Genomic DNA, 15,737 nt, shown 5'->3' on the forward strand with positions numbered 1-15,737 from the left:
TGTCATCTTTGAATAGGGTTTATTGCTCTGGTAGCACTAATTGACTGAAAACTTGCCCAATAGGGGCATGAATGACTAAGTCAGCCCAGTCATCCTGAGGGATGGCCTGCTTATTGATGACCACCAAATGTTTGCCCTTAAAATATTGCAGTAGACCTGCAGCCGGATAGACGACTAAAGAAGTGCCTCCTACAATCAAGGTATCGGCTTGCTGAATGGCTGAGATAGCCTGGTCGAAAACCTCCATATTAAGTGATTCTTCGTAGAGGGTGACGTCTGGTTTAAGCACGCCGCCACAATGGGGACAGCGCGGGATGCCCTGACTATCATAAGCGTCAAGAAAGATCTTAAGGTCATAGACTCTGCCACATTCCTGACAAATATTTCGGTCAACCGTCCCATGTAGTTTAAGAACGCATTGACTACCAGCGGCTTCATGTAGGGTGTCAATATTCTGGGTAATGACAGCGTCCAAGTGGCCACTGGCCTCTAACTGTGCTAGAAAGATATGGGCAGCATTTGGCTTAGCATGAGGATAAATCAAATGCTTACGGTAAAAATCATAGAAAAGCTGGGGATATTTACGATACATGCTATGACTAATCAGTTGTTCGGCTGAAAAGTTTCTACCTAAATCTTGACTATAAACGCCTTGGGCACTGCGAAAATCAGGGATACCCGATTCGGTTGAGACGCCTGCCCCACCGAAAAATACCAGGTGCTGGCTATTATTAATAATGGTTTGTAGAGCTTGAATGTCTTCTTGCATAGGCTTCCCTCCTAACTTCTTTTTGACATAAAAAGTGACCGAGCCAGAGGCCCCGTCACTTATAGTAAAAGCGATCCTTCTTAGCCTAGCTTTGTGGGCTAAGGTCATTTTCAATCAGGACCTTAATGGCATTATTCTTAGAAGCATCGCGGAAGACGTCATAAGCCTCTTCGATTTGAGACAATTTGAAGTAGTGGGTAACGAGCTCTTCAGGGTGAATCTTCTGAGCTTCTAGGGCTTGCAGTAGTTGTGGTGTGGTATTAGTTGATACTAAGCCAGTTGTTACGGTAATATTGCGAATCCAGAGTCTATCTAAGTCGAATTGCACAGGAACCCCATGGACACCCGCGTTAGCAATACGGCCATCAACCGCAATAATCTTTTGGCAGAAGTCAAAGGATGCTGGAATCCCAACCGCTTCAATGGCCACGTCAACCCCACGACCATCCGTTAAGTCAAAGATTTCCTTGATGGCTCTGTCAGTATCGGAATTATTAACCTTATGGGTAGCGCCGAACTTGAGGGCGGTATCTAGGCGGTGATCATCAATATCCACCATGATAATCTTAGCAGGAGAATAGAACTGAGCGGTTAAGAGTGAGCCCAAACCAACTGGTCCAGAACCAATAATGGCCACATTACAACCTGGCTCTACCCGACCTTTGAGGACCCCAATTTCATAACCCGTTGGTAGAATATCTGAAATCATAACCAGGGCTTCATCGCTAAGGCCTGCTGGTGGGTTATAGAGGGTATTGTCTGCATGTGGAACCCGGAGATATTCAGCCTGTGTGCCGTCGATTAAGTGGCCGAAAATCCAACCACCCTCGTCTTCACAGTGGGCATAAATCCCCTTCTTACAGTAATAACACTTACCGCAGGAGCAGACGCAAGAAACAATGACTTTATCGCCAGGCTTGAAGTTAGTCACGCTGGATCCAACTTCTTCGACAACCGCAATCCCCTCGTGTCCTAAAATCGTCCCATTTTGGACAGCTGGCACGTCACCCTTGATGATGTGTAGGTCTGTCCCACAGATGGTCGTTTTAAGCATACGAACAATTGCATCCGTTGGCTTCAAGATGACAGGCTTTGGCTTGTCAACGAACTTGGCTAGGCCAGGTTCAACATAGGTGTATGCTTTCATAGTAGACTCCTCCTTATTGTGAAATTTGTGAAATATACTACACTTATATTGTAAACCTTTTCTTAGATGATTGCAAGCGATTACTTAATTATTTTGACCTTCTGTTTATACAAAAAAAACTCCCACCATAGTGGCTGGGAGCTTGATAGATATTAATCTTCGTCCATTTGTAGGACAGCCATGAAGGCTTCTTGTGGGACTTCCACCGTCCCAATTTGTTTCATCCGCTTTTTCCCCTCTTTTTGTTTCTCGAGGAGCTTCTTACGACGGCTGACGTCCCCGCCGTAGAGTTTAGCTGTTACGTCTTTACGTAGGGCCTTAATGGTGGTACGCGCTAGAATCTTATTACCGATAGCAGCCTGAACAGGCACTTCGAAGAGTTGTCGTGGGATGATGCCACGAAGTTTTTCTACTAATTCACGGCCACGACCGTAAGCAAAGTCCTTGTGGACAATCATGGAGAAGGCGTCAATCAGGTCGCCATTGAGCAGGATATCCATCTTAACTAGGTTAGATGGTTTGTAGCCAATTAATTCGTAGTCAAGGGATGCATAGCCTTTGGTATTGGATTTGAGCTTATCGAAGAAGTCATAGATGATTTCTGACAATGGTAACTCATAGACCACATTGACCCGGTAATCATCCAGATAATCCATGGTAATGAAGTTACCCCGCTTACGTTGGCCGATGTCCATGACTGCGCCAACATATTCATTAGGCACCATAATGGAGGCCTTAACGTAGGGCTCGTAGATTTCATCGATGACGGTTTGGTCTGGCATAGCGGACGGGTTATCCACGATGATTTCCTCGCCATTGGTCTTTTTGACCTTGTAAATAACCGAAGGCGCCGTGGTTATGAGGTTGATGTCGAACTCACGTTCCAGACGTTCCTGAATAACGTCCATGTGCAGCAAGCCTAAGAAACCCGTACGGAAGCCAAAGCCTAGGGCTTGCGAAGTTTCAGGCTCAAATTGTAAGGCCGCGTCATTGAGTTGGAGTTTTTCCAAGGCATCCCGCAAATCATTATAGTCGTTAGACTCGACTGGATAGAGACCGCAATAGACCATGGGATTAAGCTTACGGTAGCCGTCTAGGGGTTCTTGGGCCGGATTGTTGGCCAAGGTAATGGTATCCCCTACTCGCGTATCTTGAATGGTCTTAATGGAAGCCGTGATATAGCCCACATCCCCTACCATGAGATAGTCGCGTTGGACTGGCTTAGGACTGAAGACCCCGACTTCCACTACATCGAATTCTTTGCCGTTGGACATCAAACGAATCTTGTCGCCAGGTTTCACGACACCGTTAATGACCCGGATATTCAAGACAACACCGCGATAGGAATCGTAGACAGAGTCGAAAATCAAGGCTTGTAGTGGCGCTTCTAAGTCACCTGGAGGGGCCGGTACCTTGTGGACAATTTGCTCCAGGATTTGGTCAATCCCAATCCCGGATTTAGCTGAGGCGAAAACGGCCTCACTTGCGTCAATGCCAATGACATCTTCAATTTCAACCTGAACACGCTCAGGATCAGCGGCTGGTAAGTCAATCTTGTTAATGACCGGCAGAATTTCTAAGTCGTTATCTAAAGCCAAATAAACGTTGGCCAGAGTCTGAGCTTCAATCCCCTGGGCGGCATCGACGACCAAAATGGCTCCTTCACAGGCTGCCAGTGAACGTGATACCTCATAGGTAAAGTCCACGTGCCCTGGGGTATCAATTAGGTGGAAGATATACTCTTCCCCATCCTGAGCCTTATAGGTCAGTTCAACAGCGTTAAGTTTAATGGTAATGCCTCGCTCCCGCTCCAAGTCCATGGAGTCCAAGAGTTGGTCCTGCATTTCCCGGTCTGAAACCGTCTCTGTCAATTGCAGAATACGGTCAGCCAGAGTGGACTTACCGTGGTCGATATGGGCAATAATGGAGAAGTTGCGTATTTTCTCCTGGCGGGCTCGGAGTGCTTGTAATTCTTGTGGATTCATAGGCTTCCTCTTTCGTACAAATTTATCTAGATAGGAGTGCCATCTGGCACTAATACACTGGTCTATTGTACCAAATTTTTGGCTCTAAGACTAGGGCTAAGCCAGGGATGCTAACTAAAATTAAGAAGAAAAAAGGCTGGAAGATTCCAGCCTTTAGACTTATTTGCCTTCAAACATATCCTTCATCTTATCGAAGAAGCCACCTTCATGACCCTTGACAGATTCACCGCTAGATTCAGCCAGTTGCTTGAAGAGATCCTTTTGGCGATCTGTTAATCGCTTAGGTGTCACGACTTTTACGGACACGTGTTGATCCCCATTGCGGCCACCGCGAAGGCTTGGTGCTCCCTTCTCACGTAGTCGGAAGGTGGTACCAGTTTGGGTACCTGCCGGGATTTTAAGTTTAACGTTACCATGAACAGTTGGTACCTTGACTTCATCCCCTAGGGCTGCCTGGCTAAAGCTGATAGGCAGTTCGTAGAAGATTTCGGTACCTTCACGTTCAAAGATATCACTGTCTTCGACCTGGAAGACCACATAGAGGTCGCCGTATGGACCGCCATTGGTTCCAGCTTCACCTTGACCAGACACCCGCATTTGTTGGTTGTCCTCTACCCCTGCAGGGACCGTGACTTTGACCGAATGCTGTTGGGTTTCTGTCCCAGCACCGTGACAGGTCGTACATTTTTCCTTGATTTCTTTACCAGTCCCGTGACAGACATCACAGGTTGCCTGAGACATCATGGCGCCAAATGGGGTATTACGTTGAACATTGATCACCCCAGAACCATGACACTTGTGACAGGTTACGGGTTCGGTCCCTTCCTTGGCACCTGAACCATGACAGGTATGACATTCTTGCTTACGATTATAGGTGATGGTGACTTCCTTACCAAAAATGGCTTCCTCGAATTTGAGTTTAACCCGGTATTGGAGATCATCACCCCGACGTGCTGCATTGGCTCTTGCGGAACCGGCGCCGCCCATACCGCCACCGAAGAAGGACTCGAAGATATCTTCAAAGCCACTAAATCCTCCACCGCTGAAGCCACCAAAACCGCCACCACCGAAACCACCGGCACCATAGGAGCCGTCGGTGGCTGCGTGACCATATTGGTCGTACATAGAGCGCTTATCAGCGTCACTTAGGACCTCGTAAGCTTCGGTAATTTCCTTAAATTTATCGGCTGCGTCTGCTTCCTTGTTAATGTCTGGGTGATATTGTTTGGATAGTTTACGATAGGCTTTCTTGATTTCGGCGTCACTAGCGTCTCGAGAGACCCCTAGGACGTCGTAGTAATCACGTTTATCTGCCATTTTCCCACTCCTTTTTTCAAGCCCTAGGGCTTATGACACAGTTAGATTAGAAAGGAAACGCCAAAGACAAGCTCTGGCGTTGTTCCTTACCTCTTATATTAGTCGATTTCTTCGAACTCAGCGTCTACAACGTCATCGCCAGCGGCATTTGTATCAGCTTGAGCTTGCCCATCACCTTGAGCTGCTTGTGCTTGGGCTGCGGCTTGCTCATAGAGTTTAACAGTTAAGTTTTGGACGATTTCATTGAGGGCGTCACGTTTAGCCTTCATTTGATCTAAATCATTAGCTTCGATGGCTGCCTTGAGTTCGTCACGAGCTGCTTCAGCCTTCTTAACTTCTTCTTCAGAAACCTTGTCTTTAAGGTCAGCTAAAACTTTGTCAGTTTGGAAGACTAATTGGTCTACTTCGTTACGGAGGTCAGCTTCTTCACGACGTTTCTTGTCGGCTTCAGCGTTAGCTTCCGCGTCTTTGACCATGCGGTCGATTTCTTCGTCAGTTAGACCTGAGCTAGACTTGATGGTGATGGTTTGTTCTTTACCAGTCCCTAAGTCCTTAGCACTTACGTTAACAATCCCGTTCTTGTCGATGTCAAAGGTAACTTCGATTTGTGGGATACCACGTGGTGCAGGTGGAATATCGGTCAATTGGAAGCGACCGAGGGTCTTGTTGTCAGCCGCCATTTGACGTTCCCCTTGGAGGACGTGTACGTCTACCGCAGGTTGGTTGTCAGCTGCTGTTGAGAAGACTTGTGACTTGCTAGTTGGGATGGTCGTGTTGCGGTCAATCAACTTAGTGAAGACGCCACCCATGGTTTCAATCCCTAATGACAATGGTGTTACGTCTAAGAGGACGATGTCTTTCACGTCACCGGAGATAACCCCACCTTGAATAGCAGCACCCATCGCCACTACTTCGTCAGGGTTAACAGATTTGTTAGGTTCTTTGCCAGTTTCCTTACGAACCGCTTCTACAACGGCTGGAATACGAGTAGAACCACCAACCAAGATGACTTCGTCGATATCGGATTGAGATAAGCCAGCATCTTTGAGGGCTTGACGAACAGGTTGTTTAGTACGTTCTACTAAATCGTGTGTTAATTCTTCGAACTTAGCACGAGTCAAGGTTAATTCCAAGTGAAGTGGACCTTCAGCTGACGCAGTGATAAATGGTAAGCTGATTTGGGTAGTAGACACACCAGATAAGTCCTTCTTAGCTTTTTCCGCAGCGTCTTTAAGACGTTGGAGGGCCATCTTATCTTTAGAAAGGTCTACACCATGTTCTTTCTTAAATTCAGCAACTAAGTAATCCATGATCTTTTGGTCGAAGTCGTCCCCACCTAAGTGGTTGTCCCCTGAAGTTGACAATACGTCGAAGACGCCATCACCTAACTCTAGGATGGATACGTCGAAGGTACCGCCCCCTAAGTCGAAGACCAGGACTTTTTCTTCTTTGTCAGTCTTGTCTAAACCATAGGCCAAAGCAGCGGCTGTTGGTTCGTTGACAATACGTTCAACTTCTAAACCAGCAATTTTACCAGCATCTTTGGTAGCTTGACGTTGTGCGTCGTTGAAGTAAGCAGGTACCGTGATAACGGCCTTATCAACCTTCTCACCTAAGTAGTCTTCTGCATAAGACTTCAAGTATTGCAGAATCATAGCAGAGATTTCTTGTGGTGTGTAGTCTTTACCATCCATGTGGACCTTGTAGCTGCCGTCACCCATGTGACGCTTGATAGAACTTACGGTTGATGGGTTGGTAACGGCTTGACGCTTAGCTACTTCCCCTACTTGGATTTCACCATTTTTGAAAGCCACAACAGATGGAGTGGTACGGTTGCCTTCTGGGTTTGGGATAATTTTTGCTTCGCCGCCTTCTAAGACAGATACGGCAGAGTTTGTAGTCCCTAAGTCAATACCAATAATTTTTGCCATAATAGTTTCCTCTTTTCTTTTAGTTTGATTTTTTAGTCTGGAATATTCATTAAAATGTTACTGAGCGACAATGACCATAGCAGGTCTTAAGACCCGGTCTTGTAGCATATAGCCCTTTTGCAAGACATTAATGACGGTATCAGCTTCTTGCCCCTGGCCTGCAGGCATCATGCTAACGGCCTGATGGAAATTAGGGTCAAAGGCTTGGTTCAATGGGTCAATAACGCTAATGCCTTCTTTTTCAAAGGCTTGCTTGAACTGGTTGTATACCATCTCGATGCCTTTATGGATGGCTTTGGCATCATCAGACTCAGCTGGACTTGCCAAGGCACGTTCCAAGTTATCAGCTACATCTAAGAGATGGCTAGCCAAGCTTTGCGAGCGATATTTTGCTGCATCTTGGCGTTCACGTTGGTTAATGCGTCGCATGTTCTGGATTTCTGCTTGCAAGCGTAAGAGTTGGTCGGATAAAGCTTCTTTTTCAGCCTCTAACTGACTGACTTGGTCTTCCGCTTCTTCAATGGCTTGATCTAGGCTCTCGTTTGATTGATCAACTTGAACCTCTGCTTGATCAGCACTGTCTTGAGTTTTATCAAGCATTTCATCTTGAACAGGCGTGTCTTGCTTGAGCACTTCTTTTTCTGTATTTGACACGTAATCGCCTCCTTTAAGGGTTTGGTAATTCTGGGTGTGGCTACTTAATAATGGGCCAGTTCATGCGTGATGTGATGCATCAAGCCCAGTACACGCTGATAAGGCATAGTAGCGGGACCAACTAGGCCGATGATGACCTGTTGTGCTTGATACTGATAGGATGAGGTCACTAGACTGACGTCTGCTAGGCCTCCCAATCCCAGTTCAACTGCTAAGCCTTGCTTGGCTTCAAGTAGTTGGAACATTTCTGCTGACCCATCGATTAGGTTGAAGAGTCGCTTGTAATCTGACACTTCTACTGAATCGAATAAGTTATTCTTACCACTGACATAGTAACTACGCCCCTTTAAATGGCGCATTAATTTGGTGATAACTGACGAAAAGTCGACTTGGAAGCCAACTAAGCGCTGCATCAAGAGTGGCAAGGTCAATTTAAGTCGTTGCTGTGCTTCTAGTAAGGATAAGCCAACAATTTCCTGGTTGATAGCTTGAGTCAAACGACCCAAGTCCTCTCGGCTTAAGGATCTTGGTAAATCTACTAGATCACTTTCAACGCTTCCCTTGTCAGTCAAGACGATGGCCACAATCCGACTCTCGCTGAGTTGTATCAAGCGGAACTCACTTAAATGATATTGTTCCTTGGATTCTCCCAAAACGACGGCCGTATAGCCAGTTAAGGAGACCAAGATATCAGCCGCCAATTGGGCGTGCTGCATAGCGTCAAAATGGCGATCTCGGAAGATAGATTGAATTACCTCACTATCTTGCTTGGCCATTTGAATATCTGCTTGATCCTCAATCAGTTGATCTACATAGTAGCGATAGCCATCAAAGGATGGAATCCGTCCACTAGAAGAATGAGCCTTCTTGAGATAGCCAATGCGTTCAAGTGCCAACATATCGTTTCGTACGGTTGCCGGTGAGACATCCAATAGACTCTTCTGAAGCAGGGTCTTAGACCCAATCGGTTCTTCATACTGGCCATACAGCTGCACAATCAACTGTAAAATTTGTTGTTGCCTAGCTGTTAACATTGTTCTCACCTCTTTTTTAGCACTCCTTTACCTCAAGTGCTAATGTTAGTATACACCCTATTTTACCCCCTGTCAACCCTTTTTGCCATAAATTTTAGCACTCTTTTTATTCGAGTGCTAATTTTACCTAAAATAAAAACTCGCACTGGTCAAAAGCGCGAGTTTTTAAGCTTTTTAGCGATGAGGAATCTGTTGACCAGTCTCAGCATCTAGATAGAATGAGAAGCCTTCCCCGTGTACTTGTTGGACATTGGAGATAATCATAAAGGCAGTTGGATCAATCTCAAGCACCGTCCGTTGCAGAGCCAGGATCTGGTTACGGCTAACCACGATGAAGAGGACATCTTTCTCATTGCGGGTGTAGTAACCTTCCCCTTTGAGGATGGTAATCCCACGCTGAATGCGTTGAGAAATAGCCTGCGCCACTTTATCCGATTCTTTAGAGATGATGGTAACGGACTTCTTAGGGTTGAAACCTTCTAAGATGAAATTCATGATGCGGGTAAAGACAACTAACATGGCTAAGGTTAAGACAGTCTTCTCTAGGCCGATAACAAAGGAAGTTGAAAGTACAACGACCGTATCAATCATGAGGAAACCAGCAGAGGTGTTAATCCCAAAATATTTATTGAGAATCATCACGATAATGTCAGCCCCAGCAGTGGTCCCGCCGCCTAGGAAGACCAAACCAAGCCCTACCCCAATCATGGCACCCGCCATAAGAGGAATAATCATGGAATTTTCAGGGATAAAGCCTGTGGAAGGCAGAATCTTCTGGAAGACGGAAATACACATAACCGATACAATGGTCAAATAGAGGGTTTCCCGCTCTAGATAACGCCAACCAATAATTAAGAGGACCACGTTGATGATCCAGTAAGTGATGGCGTTATCCCAACCTAGCGTATACTTGAGTAGCAATGTGACCCCGGTCACGCCGCCCTCCCCCATATGGTTAGGCACGAGTAACAAATTAATGGAGTAGGCAAAGATTAAACTCCCTAAAACCACTAAAAAGAAATTCTTCAAAAATTTACGATTCATCAATTAATCCTCCTTATTCATTATTTGCGGTCTTTCCTTGAGCCAACCGATCAAATCCCGAAAGACTAAATCTGCTAGGAAAAGGCCCCTTGTAGTTAAATAAATACGGTCACTTTCTTCTATTAAAAGTCCACGCTCAGCTTGCTGTCTGAAGAAATCAGCAAACAAGACTTCCGCCCGATGGCCAAAACGTGTTTGGAAGTCTGTCAGGCAGACCCCTTGCGTGGTCCGCAAGGCCAAGAAGAGAAATTCTTCCATCTGATCAACTAAGTCCAGGGGACTGGCGTCAATAATGGGCTTATTTCCGGCTCTTAATTGTTTAAGATAATGGTGAACGGGCCCGTGATTGTAATAACGCGTCCCATCTAGAAAACCATGGGCACCCGCACCAAAACCATAGTAAGGCGTATAACGCCAGTAACCTAGATTGTGTTGCGATTCATAGCCTGGTTTGGCGAAGTTGGAGACTTCGTACTGGTTAATGCCTGCTTCCTTAAGCCGGTCGATGGCCAATTGAAACATATCAGCATCTACATCCTCGCTAGGCAGGGGCAACTTGCCCTGGCGCATGAGTTGCTGGAAGACCGTCTGATTCTCAATAATCAGGGAATAGAGGGAATAATGAGGCAAATCCAAAGATAAGGCCTTGGTCAAACTCTCATCGAAGTCTGCTAAAGTCTGTTCTGGTAAACGAAAAATCAAATCAATACTGAGATTTTCAAAGCCTACCTGGCGAAACCAGTCGATGGACTGGTAGATTTGCTTTTCCCGATGATTACGTCCGATTTTACGCAGTAGTCGGTCATTGAAGGTCTGGACCCCCATACTGATACGGTTAACCCCCTGGTCTTTGAGCAGACGACATTTTTCCAAGCTAAGTTCACCTGGGTTAATCTCAAAAGAAAATTCAGTCTTGTCGGTCAGGGGCAAGCGCCGGTGAATAGAGGCCAGCAAATAGTCTAACTCAGATAAAGACAAGCAACTTGGGGTCCCGCCCCCAATATAGAGGGTGTCCAGGGGCTGCGTCTGATCGAGGTCATAGGCAGCCATTTCCTGGTCCAAGGCGGCCAGATAATCCCCGACTGGTTGGCCATCATAGAAAAACTTATTAAAGGCACAATAATGGCAAATTTTCTTGCAGAAAGGAATATGTATATAGGCGGCCTTGGCTTGCATGCTAACCCTCCTTCTTAATTTGCTGGAAGTAAGCTTGTGAGGCTGCTTGGTCAGTCTGCAGTTGTTGAATTAGGCCCTGAACCGATTCAAATTTAACTTCGCCACGCAGATAGTGATGCCAACGAACCTTGACAGTCTCACCATAAATGAGTTGGTTAAAGTTAAAAATATGCACCTCACAGGTCAGTCCTGTATCCGTCTCAAAGGTCACATTATAGCCAATCGAAGCCATGCCTTGATGCCAAATGCCATTGACTTGAATCTCGACTACATAGATACCCGGCCCTAGTTGGACTTGGCCAGCTTGGGGACGGATATTAGCCGTTGGAAAGCCGATGGTTCGTCCTCGCTTCTCACCATGAACGACCACACCGCTGGTCTCATAGACATAGCCTAGAGCCAAATTGGCCTCATCGATTTTTCCTTCTCGTAAGAGTTCCCGAATGGGTGTCGAGCCGATTTTTTCTTGATTAAGCACAAGTTCAGGCACTTCAATAATTCGGAAGCGACCAGCTGCGTGTTGCGGTAAGGTGGACATGTTGGCTTCTTCTTTAGGACCATAAGTATAGTCAAAACCCGCTACCACCACCTGAGCCTTAAGGCCGACAATGTATTTTTCAACAAAAGCTTGAGGAGATTGGGAGCCAAAGGGATAGGTAAAATCGACTAAGAAGACCATATCCACCTGATTGGCTTCAAGCAATTCCATCTTACGGTCTAAGTCTGACAGGTAATCCATTTCAGCTGCTGTCAGCCGACTGTATACGATTTTAGGATGTTGGTTGAAGGTCATGACCGCCAAAGGCAGGCCTAAACGGTCGGCTTCGCGGCGACCAGCTTGAATGACAGCCTGATGCCCCCGATGCACGCCATCGAAGAATCCTAAAACCAAGACAATAGGCCCCTTAAGTTGCGGAAGATTTGGATGGTGTATACGAATAATTTCCATGTTGTCTATCGTGACTCCTCTTCATAGGTAAACATCTTCAAGGGCTTGACCATACCAGGTTTGCTTGGATGCGGCCCGTAAATGGCACGAACTTTGCCTTGGTAGTAGCAAGCAGTAGCCTCTTTGAGAGCTAGGTTGAAAGCAGTGCTTGGCACAACCTGCCCATTCTTGACTATGGTCCACTCTGAATCTTGCAGGTGGTAGTGTGGGCAGAAGTTGATTGCTTGATTCAGTGGCACTAGGATATGGCCAACTCGCCCTTGATCTGCCGCTTGGGCCACTTCTTCTAGGCTATGGGCCTGAGACAAGCTATAGCCCCCCGTCATATAACGGACCAGATAGGACATGTGACTTGGATAGCCTAGCTTAGCTCCTAAATCAACTGCTAGGGTTCTAACATAGGTTCCCTTGCCACATTGGACATCAAAAGACCAGCGTTGTAGGCCTTCATGTGGGTCAAATTCACTAGCCCCTAGTCGTTCAAAGCGATCAATCCGAGCTATTCGGCGCGGGCGCTCTACTTGCTGACCTGCACGCGCATATTCATAGAGACGCTTGCCGCCTACTTTAACGGCAGAGTAATAAGGCGGAATCTGAACAATCTCTCCTAGAAAAGTCGCCATGGCGGCATCAATTGCGGCATCAGACACTGGCTCTTCAAGTCGCTGGCGCTCGACAGGCTCCCCGTCTGCATCTTCTGTCTCGGTAGAAAATCCTAAGGTGATTTCACCCCGGTAGCCCTTTTGACCATCCATGAGGTCTTCTACTAACTTAGTCGCTTGACCAATACAACACACTAAGACACCCGCCACGTTAGGATCCAAAGTACCGGTGTGACCAATGCGTTTGGTTCTGAGAATTTTGCGTAATTTAAAGACAACATCGTGACTGGTCATGCCAACTGGTTTATTGATTACCAAGATTCCGTGATACATAGTGTGCGACGCTCCTTTAAATTTCATAACGATTTATTATATCAGATTTAGGGCCAAAAGACTAACAAAGGGCTTAGATAAGGGCTTCAGAAGTGCCATCAACCAGAGTTGCGCAAGCCAGTCGCAATCCCATTAATGGTAATGTGCAAAATCTTGCTAGCCAAAGGACTGAGCGCTTCTTGGCGAGACCGTCTAATCAGTTCCACCTGTAAGTAATTAAGAGCATTGAAGTAAGGTAGACGCATAGCTAAGGAATCACGCAGATAATTATTTTGCGCAAGAAGTTGCGCTTCCCCTTCAATTTGTAAGAGCAGATCCTTGGTACGTTGCCACTCTGCCTCTAGGGTTTGGAAGATAGCTTGACCATTATCATCCTCAACTAGTTGACTATAGTAACGAGCCACTTCCATATCAGACTTAGCCAAGACCATGTCTACATTAGATAGTAAAGCCCGGAAGAATGGCCATTCAGCATACATTTTTTGCAATAAAGCTAAATGACTAGGGTCTTCTTCAATAAAACGTTGGAAGGCGGTTCCTACACCATACCAACCTGGGAACATCATGCGACTCTGTGACCAAGAAAAGACCCAAGGAATTGCCCGCAGACCATCAATATCGGTCACCTTCTTACGTGAGGCAGGTCGAGAGCCAATATTAAGCTGGCTAACTTCCTTAATTGGCGTTGCTTGGAAGAAGAATTCAGAGAAGCCAGGTGTCGCAAAAACAAGCTGACGATAGGCTTGATAGCTCCAATCAACCAAGCGATTCATAACTGCTTCATAAGGTTTGCTGTCTTGCACTTCATGGGCTAACAAGACGTGAGACAAGGAGGCCACTAACATGTTTTCCAATTGATAGTAGGCTGTGTCGGGATTACCATACTTGGTCCCAATGACTTCACCCTGCTCTGTCACCCGCATTAGACGATTAATAGTCCCAATAGGTTGCGACATAATGGCCTCATAACTTGGACCACCGCCACGTCCGACGGTTCCCCCACGACCGTGGAAGAAACTAATGGTAATGCCCTCTTCCCTACCTAAACGGGTTAATTTATTCTGTGCTAGATAGAGCGCCCAGCCAGAAGCAAGGTATCCCCCATCCTTGTTGGAATCCGAATAGCCTAGCATAATTTCCTGACACCAATCTTGGCTTGCTAGCCATTTCTGAACAAGAGGTAGTCGCAAGTAAGTAGTCATGACCTCTAGGGCTTCTTCTAAGTCTTCAATGGTCTCAAATAGCGGCACTAATTGGACATGGGCAAAATCAGGTCCGACTAAACCCACTTCTTTAAAAAGTAAGGCCAATTCTAGCAAGTCTGAGACGGAAGTAGTATGGGAAATAATATGGCGTTTGATGATGCGGTGACCCAAACGATTTTGTAGGTCAGCGACGGCTTGATAAATAGCCATCTCACGATTCAGAATATCTGATGGTTGATTTAAGGCGCTCGATAAGCGACGAGGTTCTTGGGTTAACTGGTGTAAGAGGCACTGGATTTTGCTTGCTTCATCTAGCTGACTATAATTTCCCTCAACCTTGGATTGTGCCAATAATTCAGCCACACAAGCCTCATTAATACTAGAGTCTTGTCTTAGGTCGATACTGGCTAAATGGAAACCAAATACTTCCACGCAGACAATTAAGGATTCTAGCGGAGCTAATGTGTGTGATTCCTTGCCATCGGCTTTAAGCGCCTCTAAGACAAGGTTTAAGTCAGCCTTGAAGGTCTCGGCATCTGGATAGGCTTGGACTTGAGGCTGAGAATCCTCCCCTAAAATTAAGGATTTGCTAGCGCAAAGGCGATTCTTAATGGTGTTTAAGGCCTTACGATAGGGTTCCTTCTGGCGGAAAATAGAGTAATCTCCAGAAACTTCTGCTAAAGCAGCCAATTCTGGGGTCACAGACACCAAATCACTGGAGAAAGAATAGCGGCGATAAAGCTGATCCAGGCTATGCAAGTAATAGTCTAAGATGACTTGTGATTGAATGTGGGCAGTCATGCGTAAGGTTTCCGCAGTCACATAAGGGTTGCCATCTCGATCCCCACCAATCCACATGCCCATGGTAATGGGCAGGGCTTGATGAGACTTTATTTCCATTGAATCTAGGGCTTGGCGATAATTAAGGGTAATATCTGTAATACTTTCAATCAGAGATTTCTGATAATAGGTCATAACATTGGCGATTTCGTTTGCGACTTGAAGCTTCTGCTCGCGAATCAAATCTGTGCCTAAGATAATTTCAATGACGGCTTCAAGCTCGTGTTGCCAAGCTTGTCGGTCTAAAAATTCAGGTCTCGTCTTACGATAGTCCCTTAAAAGGCCATAAAGCTTATCCATGAGATCTAACATGGACTTACGTTGAACCTGAGTTGGGTGAGCCGTTAAGACTGGCTCAATGGTCATGGGACGTTCAAGCACTTGTCCCTTACCTGCTTGCTTGATGGCAGCCAAAGTGGCTGGCAACTCCCCTTCTAAATCAGTGTGGCGACAACGTTTCATTTTAATCTGACTAGCTAACTCCACGTCTTCTGCGATGTTAATCAGGAATGGCAAGGCCGAGAAGTAACGGGCTACTAGCGCTAAATCTTCTTCAGCCAGTGGCTGAATAGCTGCCACATAAGCCGAGTAGTCCCCTTGATCCGCTAATTTCTTAAGCTTAGCTAATAAGGCTTGCTGCTGGGGTGAGGTCATGGAAGTAAAGGCTCGCTCAAGAGCATCTGTAAGAAGCTGAGATAAATGCGTAACTTGACTCTGTTGAATCTGGTTTTCAATATTCACGGATGTCACC

12 protein-coding genes are annotated in these 15,737 nt (G+C 46.1%); all 12 read right to left on the reverse strand.

Features of this window, described 5'->3' with window-relative positions; genetic code table 11:
- Positions 1-19 precede the first annotated feature (19 nt).
- Entirely contained in the window at positions 20-769 is a 750-nt protein-coding gene (locus tag RWO08_RS02950; protein WP_291427901.1) for an NAD-dependent protein deacylase, read from the reverse strand.
- Between the two features lie 85 nt (positions 770-854).
- Complete coding sequence (locus tag RWO08_RS02955) at positions 855-1,916, reverse strand: zinc-dependent alcohol dehydrogenase family protein (RefSeq protein WP_070755607.1); 1,062 nt, start codon at positions 1,914-1,916, stop codon at positions 855-857.
- 152 nt (positions 1,917-2,068) lie between these two features.
- Positions 2,069-3,901, reverse strand: a complete 1,833-nt coding sequence (gene lepA, locus RWO08_RS02960) for a translation elongation factor 4 (protein ID WP_023392150.1) — start codon at positions 3,899-3,901, stop codon at positions 2,069-2,071.
- A 159-nt stretch (positions 3,902-4,060) separates the two neighbouring features.
- On the reverse strand, positions 4,061-5,218 hold the full coding sequence (gene dnaJ / locus RWO08_RS02965) for a molecular chaperone DnaJ (RefSeq protein ID WP_314211200.1): 1,158 nt from the start codon (positions 5,216-5,218) through the stop codon (positions 4,061-4,063).
- Between the two features lie 98 nt (positions 5,219-5,316).
- On the reverse strand, positions 5,317-7,149 hold the full coding sequence (gene dnaK, locus RWO08_RS02970) for a molecular chaperone DnaK (protein WP_291454649.1): 1,833 nt from the start codon (positions 7,147-7,149) through the stop codon (positions 5,317-5,319).
- 57 nt (positions 7,150-7,206) lie between these two features.
- Positions 7,207-7,803 carry a nucleotide exchange factor GrpE gene (gene grpE, locus RWO08_RS02975; protein WP_291428442.1) on the reverse strand — a complete coding sequence of 199 codons (597 nt, stop codon included), beginning with the start codon at positions 7,801-7,803 and terminating at the stop codon, positions 7,207-7,209.
- Positions 7,804-7,847: 44 nt separating this feature from the next.
- Positions 7,848-8,837 (reverse strand): heat-inducible transcriptional repressor HrcA, encoded by a 990-nt coding sequence (gene hrcA, locus RWO08_RS02980; protein ID WP_023392082.1) that lies wholly within the window; start codon positions 8,835-8,837, stop codon positions 7,848-7,850.
- Positions 8,838-9,011: 174 nt separating this feature from the next.
- Complete coding sequence (locus RWO08_RS02985) at positions 9,012-9,881, reverse strand: YitT family protein (protein ID WP_291428444.1); 870 nt, start codon at positions 9,879-9,881, stop codon at positions 9,012-9,014.
- A gap of 3 nt (positions 9,882-9,884) precedes the next feature.
- Complete coding sequence (gene hemW / locus RWO08_RS02990) at positions 9,885-11,057, reverse strand: radical SAM family heme chaperone HemW (protein WP_291428446.1); 1,173 nt, start codon at positions 11,055-11,057, stop codon at positions 9,885-9,887.
- A 1-nt stretch (position 11,058) separates the two neighbouring features.
- Positions 11,059-12,006, reverse strand: coding sequence for a riboflavin biosynthesis protein RibF (gene ribF / locus RWO08_RS02995; RefSeq protein WP_314211201.1), 948 nt, complete (start codon positions 12,004-12,006; stop codon positions 11,059-11,061).
- 5 nt (positions 12,007-12,011) lie between these two features.
- Positions 12,012-12,941 carry a tRNA pseudouridine(55) synthase TruB gene (truB, locus tag RWO08_RS03000; RefSeq protein WP_314211202.1) on the reverse strand — a complete coding sequence of 310 codons (930 nt, stop codon included), beginning with the start codon at positions 12,939-12,941 and terminating at the stop codon, positions 12,012-12,014.
- A 98-nt stretch (positions 12,942-13,039) separates the two neighbouring features.
- Positions 13,040-15,736: a phosphoenolpyruvate carboxylase gene (gene ppc, locus RWO08_RS03005; protein ID WP_399495759.1), complete on the reverse strand. Its 2,697-nt coding sequence runs from the start codon at positions 15,734-15,736 to the stop codon at positions 13,040-13,042.
- Position 15,737 lies beyond the last annotated feature (1 nt).

Origin of the sequence: uncultured Abiotrophia sp. (genome assembly GCF_963520105.1) — a bacterium.
Classification (GTDB): domain Bacteria; phylum Bacillota; class Bacilli; order Lactobacillales; family Aerococcaceae; genus Abiotrophia.

Excerpts from the sequence above, each read along its gene's own strand:
- RWO08_RS02950 (WP_291427901.1), bottom strand. The coding sequence starts at position 769 with ATGCAAGAAGACATTCAAGCTCTACAAACCATTATTAATAATAGCCAG.
- RWO08_RS02955 (WP_070755607.1), bottom strand. The coding sequence starts at position 1,916 with ATGAAAGCATACACCTATGTTGAACCTGGCCTAGCCAAGTTCGTTGAC.
- lepA (WP_023392150.1), bottom strand. The coding sequence starts at position 3,901 with ATGAATCCACAAGAATTACAAGCACTCCGAGCCCGCCAGGAGAAAATA.
- dnaJ (WP_314211200.1), bottom strand. The coding sequence starts at position 5,218 with ATGGCAGATAAACGTGATTACTACGACGTCCTAGGGGTCTCTCGAGAC.
- dnaK (WP_291454649.1), bottom strand. The coding sequence starts at position 7,149 with ATGGCAAAAATTATTGGTATTGACTTAGGGACTACAAACTCTGCCGTA.
- hrcA (WP_023392082.1), bottom strand. The coding sequence starts at position 8,837 with ATGTTAACAGCTAGGCAACAACAAATTTTACAGTTGATTGTGCAGCTG.
- RWO08_RS02985 (WP_291428444.1), bottom strand. The coding sequence starts at position 9,881 with ATGAATCGTAAATTTTTGAAGAATTTCTTTTTAGTGGTTTTAGGGAGT.
- hemW (WP_291428446.1), bottom strand. The coding sequence starts at position 11,057 with ATGCAAGCCAAGGCCGCCTATATACATATTCCTTTCTGCAAGAAAATT.
- ribF (WP_314211201.1), bottom strand. The coding sequence starts at position 12,006 with ATGGAAATTATTCGTATACACCATCCAAATCTTCCGCAACTTAAGGGG.
- truB (WP_314211202.1), bottom strand. The coding sequence starts at position 12,941 with ATGTATCACGGAATCTTGGTAATCAATAAACCAGTTGGCATGACCAGT.